Origin of the sequence: Streptomyces sp. WAC 04229, assembly GCF_003947455.1 — a bacterium.
Taxonomy (GTDB): domain Bacteria; phylum Actinomycetota; class Actinomycetes; order Streptomycetales; family Streptomycetaceae; genus Streptomyces.
Map to the genome: position 1 here is coordinate 21,211 of NZ_QHJH01000085.1, position 6,491 is coordinate 27,701.

At 72.1% G+C, this 6,491-nt stretch carries 5 protein-coding genes; 1 reads left to right on the forward strand and 4 read right to left on the reverse strand.

Translation table 11 applies throughout. The features are described 5' to 3' along the window. Position 1: 1 nt before the first annotated feature. Positions 2-673 (reverse strand): succinate dehydrogenase, encoded by a 672-nt coding sequence (locus DMH12_RS22160; protein WP_125493248.1) that lies wholly within the window; start codon positions 671-673, stop codon positions 2-4. Positions 674-804: 131 nt separating this feature from the next. Between DMH12_RS22160 and DMH12_RS22165 the strand changes: the two genes are divergently transcribed. After that, complete coding sequence (locus tag DMH12_RS22165) at positions 805-1,689, forward strand: LysR family transcriptional regulator (RefSeq protein ID WP_125493244.1); 885 nt, start codon at positions 805-807, stop codon at positions 1,687-1,689. Positions 1,690-1,799: 110 nt separating this feature from the next. Here DMH12_RS22165 and rmdA read toward each other — a convergent pair whose 3' ends face one another. The 3 genes from rmdA to DMH12_RS22180 form a co-directional block, all read right to left on the reverse strand. Further along, positions 1,800-3,944, reverse strand: coding sequence for a cyclic Di-GMP phosphodiesterase RmdA (gene rmdA / locus DMH12_RS22170; protein ID WP_125493245.1), 2,145 nt, complete (start codon positions 3,942-3,944; stop codon positions 1,800-1,802). Further along, positions 3,941-4,753 carry an SAM-dependent methyltransferase gene (locus DMH12_RS22175; protein ID WP_125493246.1) on the reverse strand — a complete coding sequence of 271 codons (813 nt, stop codon included), beginning with the start codon at positions 4,751-4,753 and terminating at the stop codon, positions 3,941-3,943. The genes rmdA and DMH12_RS22175 overlap by 4 nt, the downstream gene beginning before the upstream one ends. Positions 4,754-4,968: 215 nt before the next feature. Next, on the reverse strand, positions 4,969-5,916 hold the full coding sequence (locus DMH12_RS22180) for an SCO0930 family lipoprotein (protein ID WP_125493249.1): 948 nt from the start codon (positions 5,914-5,916) through the stop codon (positions 4,969-4,971). Positions 5,917-6,491 lie beyond the last annotated feature (575 nt).

Sequence of the window (6,491 nt, forward strand, 5' to 3'; positions counted from 1 at the left end):
GTCAGCTCACCACTCCGGTCATGACGCCCACGGGTACGGCGACGAAGCCGACCGTGAGCAGCAGCGCGAGGACGTTCGCGATGGTCTTCAGGGCGCGGTCGCGGGTGCGGCTGCCGACGCCGAGGGTCTGGGCGGCGCTCCAGAGGCCGTGCCGGACGTGGAAGCCGAGGGCGATCACGGCCGCGATGTAGACGACGTTCCCGTACCACGTGGAGAACGTGTCGATGATGTTCTGGTACGGGCGCAGGTGCTCGTAGCCGCCCGGGTGCACGGTGCCGGTCGTCAGGTCGAGGATGTGCCAGACGATGAACAGGCCGAGGATGACCCCGCCCCAGCGCATCGTGCGGGTGGCGAAGCTCTTGCCCGCCTTCTTGTTCGCGTACTTGGTGGGGCGTGCCTTGATGTCGCGGCGGCTCAGCTGGTACGCGGAGGTGGCGTGCGCGACCACGGCGGCCACCAGGACGACACGGATCAGCCAGAGCGTCCACTCGTAGTGCATGAACGGCTCGCCGACGGTACGCAGCCAGTGGGCGTAGTGATTGATCTCCTCCGGCCCGAAGAAGATCTTCAGGTTCCCGATCATGTGGGCGACCAGGTAGAGCAGCATGACGAGACCGCTGACCGCCATCACTGTCTTCTTGCCGACGGTCGAGTCCCACACGGTGCGCGCCATGGACGGCCGTCGGTCCGTCCGCGTTGCCAGAGCCATGTCACAGGACGTTACGGGGAGGGTGCCCCATCGGTCCAAGACATGGTCCGCCTGGATTCCATAGGAACTCTCTATCGACGGCGTATGCTCGCCGTATGCAGTTGCAACAGCTTCAGTACTTCGTGGCGGTCGCCGAGACGCGGCACTTCACGCGCGCCGCGGAGGCGGTCCACGTGGCGCAGCCGTCGCTGTCCCAGCAGATCAAGTCGCTGGAGCGGGAGCTGGGCGCGGACCTGTTCCTGCGGGCCCGCGGCAACATCACCCTCACCGACGCCGGGGAGGCGCTGCTGCCGCTGGCCCGGCGCATCCTGGCCGACGCGGACACCGCGCGGCACGAGGTGCTGGAGCTGGTGCAACTGCGTCGCGGCCGGGTCCGGCTGGGCGCGACGCCGAGCCTGTGCACGGGCCTGCTCCCCGACGTGCTGCGCGCGTTCCACGACCGGTACCCCGGCATCCAGCTGCTGATCGAGGAGGGCGGTTCGCTCGACCTGGTCCGGGAGCTGGCGCGCGGCGCGCTCGACCTCGCGCTGGTCGTGCTCCCCCTGCCCACCGCCTCGCCCGCGCTGACCACGGTGGAGCTGCTGCGGGAGGACCTGGTCGTGGTGTCGTCCCCGGAGTCGGCCCGGCCGGGCGGGGGACGCCGGGCCGTGGACATCGCGGACCTGGAGGGCGAACGCCTGGTGATGTTCCGGCACGGCTACGACCTGCGGGAGCTGACCGTCGCCGCGTGCCGCTCCGCGGGGTTCGAGCCGGACTTCGCGGTGGAGGGCGGGGAGATGGACGCGGTGCTGGGATTCGTCCGGGCGGGGCTGGGGATGGCGGTCGTCCCCCGCATGGTCGCGGCCCGCTCCGGCCGCGGACTCCGGGTGACACCGCTGGCCCGGCCCGGGTTGCACCGGACCATCGCGCTGGCGCACCGCAGCGATGTGGCTCCGCCGCGGGCGGCTCGGGAGTTGCAGCGGATGCTGCTGGAGCGGTGACGGTTCCTTCTGCCGAGCCCCGGGGGCGCCGTTGTCGTTCAGCGCCGTCCGGGGCCGCGGGTGCGTTGTGGCTGGTCGCGCAGTTCCCCGCGCCCCTAGGGGCGCGGGCGCTAGGCCGTCGCGTCCACCAGGGCCAGTTCGTGCAGCCGGTCCGGTGGGCCGGGGCGGGCGTAGTACCAGCCCTGGGCCGTGTCGCAGCCCAGTATGCGCAGCTGTTCCGCCTGGGCGCCGGTCTCCACGCCCTCGACGGTGACCGAGAGGTCGAGGCTGTGGGCCAGGGCGACGATGCCCTCGACGATCTTGAGGTCCACGGGGTCGGCGGGGAACCGCTGCATGCTCTGCGTGAAGGAACGGTCCAGCTTGAGGACGCTGACCGGCAGCCTGCGCAGGTTGGCGAGGTTGGAGTAGCCGGTGCCGAAGTCGTCCAGGGCGATGTCGACACCCATCTCGGCCAGCCGGCGCAGCGGCTTGAGCAGGTCGTCGTCCGCACCGATCAGCGCCGACTCCGTCACCTCCAGGCACAGGGCGTCGGGCGCGACCCCGGTCCGTTCCAGGATCTCGACGGTGTCCTGGACCAGGCCCGGGTGGGTGAGCTGGCAGGGCGAGAGGTTGACGTTGATGCGCAGCGGGCCCGCCGCGGTCGTCTCGCCGTACCGTTCCCGCCAGGCGCGGGCCTGCCGCACGGACTGCTCCAGGACCCAGCGGCCCAGCGGCACGATGAGCCCCGTGTGCTCGGCGAGCGGGATGAACCGGTCCGGTCCGAGCACCCCGTGCTGCGGGTGCAGCCAGCGCACCAGCGCCTCGGCGCCGCGCACACTGCCGTCGCCGAGGTGGACCAGCGGCTGGTACTCGATGAAGAACTCGCCGCGCTCCAGGGCGGCCGGCAGCGCGGTGGTGAGCCCGTGCCGGGTGATGACGCGCGCGTCGGCCTCCGGGTCGGCCAGCTCGAAGCGGTTGCCGCCCGCCGACTTGGCCCGGTACATGGTGATGTCGGCGCTGCGCAGCACCTCCGCCGGGCTGCGTTCGCCCGCGGGGCCCTCGACGATGCCGATGCTGCCGCGCACGGTCAGTTCGCGGCCGTCGACGCTGATCGGGGCGAGCAGCGCGTTCATGATGCGGCCGGCCAGCTCGTCGACCTCGTGCCGGGTGTCGCGGCCGGTGGTCAGGGCGACGAACTCGTCGCCGCCGAGCCGGGCGACCATCTCGCCGGGCGCCGTGGCGCAGGCCTGGAGCCGGTCGGCGACCTCCACCAGCAGCCGGTCGCCGGCCGCGTGGCCGAGGCTGTCGTTGACGGTCTTGAAGCCGTCGAGGTCGAGGTAGCACAGGCCGAAGCGCTGGCCCGGGCCCGCGTTCAGGGCCTTCTCCAGGCGTTCGAAGAAGAAGCTCCGGTTGGGCAGCCCGGTGAGCGCGTCGTGCGTGGCCTCGTAGCGCAGCCGCAGGTTGAGCAGCCGCCGCTCGGTGGTGTCCTCCATCAGCGCCAGCTGGTACTGCGGGGTGCCGTCGGCGTCCCGCAGCAGGGAGACGGTCAGGTTGGTCCACAGGACCGTGCCGTCGGGCCGGTAGAAGGCCTTCTCCACGTGGTAGTGCTCGCGCTTGCCGCGCACCAGCTCGTCGTAGAGCCGCCAGGTCTGCGGCGCGTCGTCGGGGTGCGTCCACTCGGTCGCCCTGCGGCCGCCGAGCGTCGGGTCGGCGATGCCGAACATGCGCATCAGCGCGTCGTTGACCTGGAGGACGTTGCCGTCCAGGTCGGCGATGCCGATGCCTATGGCGGCACCCTCGAAGACCGCGCGGAAGCGGGCCTCGCTGGCGTGCAGCGCCTCGGCCACCACGCCCTGCGCCTTCAGGGCGGCCTGCGCGATGGCCTCCTGCTCGGCCAGGGTCCTGGCCCGCAGCGCCCCGGCGAACCCGGCGGCCATGGCGTGCTGGAGCCGCGCCGAACGGGCCCGCAGGTCCTCGGGGTCGCCGTCCTCGCCGCAGTAGAGCACCAGGTAGGCGTCGACGCAGTCGAGCGTCCGGGCGAGCGCCTCGGGGTCGGTGCAGTGGGCGTCGACGAGTGCGGCGCCGACCGCCCGGGCCTCGGCGGCGTCGAAGCCGCGGGCGCGCAGCACCTCGCTCAGCCGGCGGGCCAGCGGCAGCAGTTGGTCCTCGAACTCGGGCCGGGTGGACGACGTCGAGGTCACCGGGAACACGGCCCGGCTCCAGATCGTCGCGAACCTGCGCAGTCTGTCCTCCGGCCCGTCCGGCTCCGCCTTCACGCCGTACGCCCCACGCCGGCGAACCCGGAGAACGCGTACGGGTCCTCGTCCTCCGGCGACCCCTCGGGCCGCCAGCGCGGCATCGGAACCAGTCCGGGTTCCACCATGTCGTACCCCTTGAAGAACCGCGCGATGTCGTCGCGCGAACGCATGATCAGCGGATTGCGGATGTCCCGGTACACGTCCACCGCTCCCCCGGCCCGCTCGGCGGGCAGCGGGATTCCCTCGTACGAGGCGTGCGTGAGCACGAGCAGGCTGCCGGGCGCGAGCGCGTCGCTCAGCTCGGCCACCGCCGCGTACGGGTCGTCCGCGTCTTCCACGAAGTGCAGTATGGCAACCAGCAGGAGGGCGACCGGTCGATTCAGGTCGATCAGCCCCCGCACCTGGGGGCTGCTGAGGATCTCCCGCGGTTTGAGGAGGTCCGCCGCCACGACTCCGGCGTCGTCGTTGCCCGCCAGGACGGCCTCGCTGTGGGCGACCGCCACCGGGTCGTGGTCGACGTACACGACGCGGGCGCCGGGGCGGGCGCGTCCGGCCACCTCGTGGACGTTGCCGAAGGTGGGGATGCCGGAGCCGATGTCCAGGAACTGGTCGATGCCCTCTTCGGCCGCGAAGCGCACGGCACGGCGCATGAACGCCCGGTTCGCCTGCATGATCTTGGGGAGCCCCGGCAGGAACTCCATGGCGCGGCGGGCGGCTTCCCGGTCGACCTCGAAGTTGTGCGAACCGCCCAGGTAGAAGTCGTAGATCCGGGACACGCTGGGCACCGAGATGTCGATGCTGCGGGGGGCCCAGGCGGGACGCTCCATCCAGTTCTCCAAGGCGTAGCCGGTCCGGTGTTCGAGCTGAGGCTACTGATCGCTCGCCAAAGGAGCGACCCCAAACGGAAATTGACCGTCCGTTCCCGGTCACTGCCTGCGGCACATGCGGGGCCCCAAGGCGCATCAAAGCGCACGAACGGGGCCGTCCCCTCCGTCTGGGTACGGAGGGGACGGCCCGCTGCGCGCGCCGAGGGCGGGGGCGGCTACTTCTTCGGCGCGCCGACCGGCTTCCCGTCGGGCTTGACGGCGTACCAGGTGCCGCCGACACCCTGCCCGTTGGTGTCACCGGCCTTCTTGTCGCCGGCGAAGGTGTAGATCGGCCAGCAGTCGATCGTCTGCTGGGCGGCGCCGTCGGGCCGGGTGAAGCTCATCAGGCCCTTCTTCTCCACACCCTTGGTGTCGTCGGCCTCGACGGGGGCGACGACCGGCCACTTCTCCAGGCAGGCGCCGGTGCACGCCGAGACGGGCTTCGGCCAGGCCTCGTCCTTCATGAAGCGGTACACGGTCATGCCGTTCTTGTCGACGACGATCTCGCCGAGCTTCGGATCCTCGCGGGTGGAGAGCCCGGCCAGGTCGGCGGCCTTGGCCTTCTTGCCGTCGGCGGCCAGCGCGAACCACTTGCCGCCGACCCCCTGGCCCTTGGCGTCCCCGGCGGCGGCGTCCTTGGCGTAGCGGTACGCGGGCCAGCCGCCGATGGTCAGCTGCTTGGTGCCGTCGGGGCGGGTGACCTCGCCGAGCAGGTCCTCGTCGATGCCCTCCCCGGCGAGGGCGTCGTCCGCGGCCACCGGCGGCCAGGCGGTGGCGCAGTCGTTCTCGCAGGTCGTCTTGGGAGGCTTGGCGGTGTCGGCGTCGAAGCGGTAGAGGGTGTGGCCCGCTCCGTCGGTCACCACCTCGCCGATCTCGGCGTTCGTGGACACGGACAGCTTGCCCGCGGGCTCCGGCGCGCTCGCCGAACCCTGGGGCTTGGCCGAGCCGTTGCCGATTCCGTCGCCGGCCCCCGCTCCGATGTCGCCGACGTCGCCGGGCGCGGCCGTGGCGCCCACGTTCTGGCTGCCGGTGGGGGCGCCGCCGTCCTGGCCGCACGCCGTCGTCAGCGCCAGCAGCACCGCAGCGCTCGCCACGAGTGAGGCGCTCCGCCAGGAGGTCTTCATCGTCAATCCCCGATCATGGTGAAGGTGTTGCGGCTCCCGTCCGGGCCGCCGCACGACACTGGGTACGCACGGGAGTGCCGGTTGTGTTCAACGGAGGGCGGGATTCTTTCCGGCGGCCACCGCACGCCGGATTCGTACACAGGTGCGGGGTCCGGCGCGGGCGGGCCTGCGGAGGTCAAACCGCTGGTCGGCCCGTGTCCCTCCTTCGGGGCAATCACCGGGCACTCGGGCGTGGCCCGGCGCGCCAGGCTCCATGATCTGCGTCGTGCATGGACCCGAACCGACCCGATCCGCCGCCGGCGGACGGGTGTTGGCCCTGGTGACGCTGACGTTCACGCTCGTCGGCGTGCCCGTCGGCACCGCGCAGGCGGACGCCTGCGCCTACGCGTCGACCGGACCGGACGGTACGCACGCGGTGGCGGTGGCCGGGAGCAGCGCCTCCTGGCCGACCTTCCCGCCGTGTCAGAAGCCGACGCCGACGCCGACGCCGACACCCACTCCGACTCCGACTCCGACGCCGACGCCGACGCCGACGCCGACGCCCGAGCCTCCGCCCCCGAAACCCACTCCTCCAC

Coding starts and splice junctions, on each gene's coding strand:
- DMH12_RS22160 (WP_125493248.1), bottom strand. CDS start 673: ATGGCGCGCACCGTGTGGGACTCGACCGTCGGCAAGAAGACAGTGATG.
- DMH12_RS22165 (WP_125493244.1), top strand. CDS start 805: ATGCAGTTGCAACAGCTTCAGTACTTCGTGGCGGTCGCCGAGACGCGG.
- DMH12_RS22175 (WP_125493246.1), bottom strand. CDS start 4,753: ATGGAGCGTCCCGCCTGGGCCCCCCGCAGCATCGACATCTCGGTGCCC.
- DMH12_RS22180 (WP_125493249.1), bottom strand. CDS start 5,916: ATGAAGACCTCCTGGCGGAGCGCCTCACTCGTGGCGAGCGCTGCGGTG.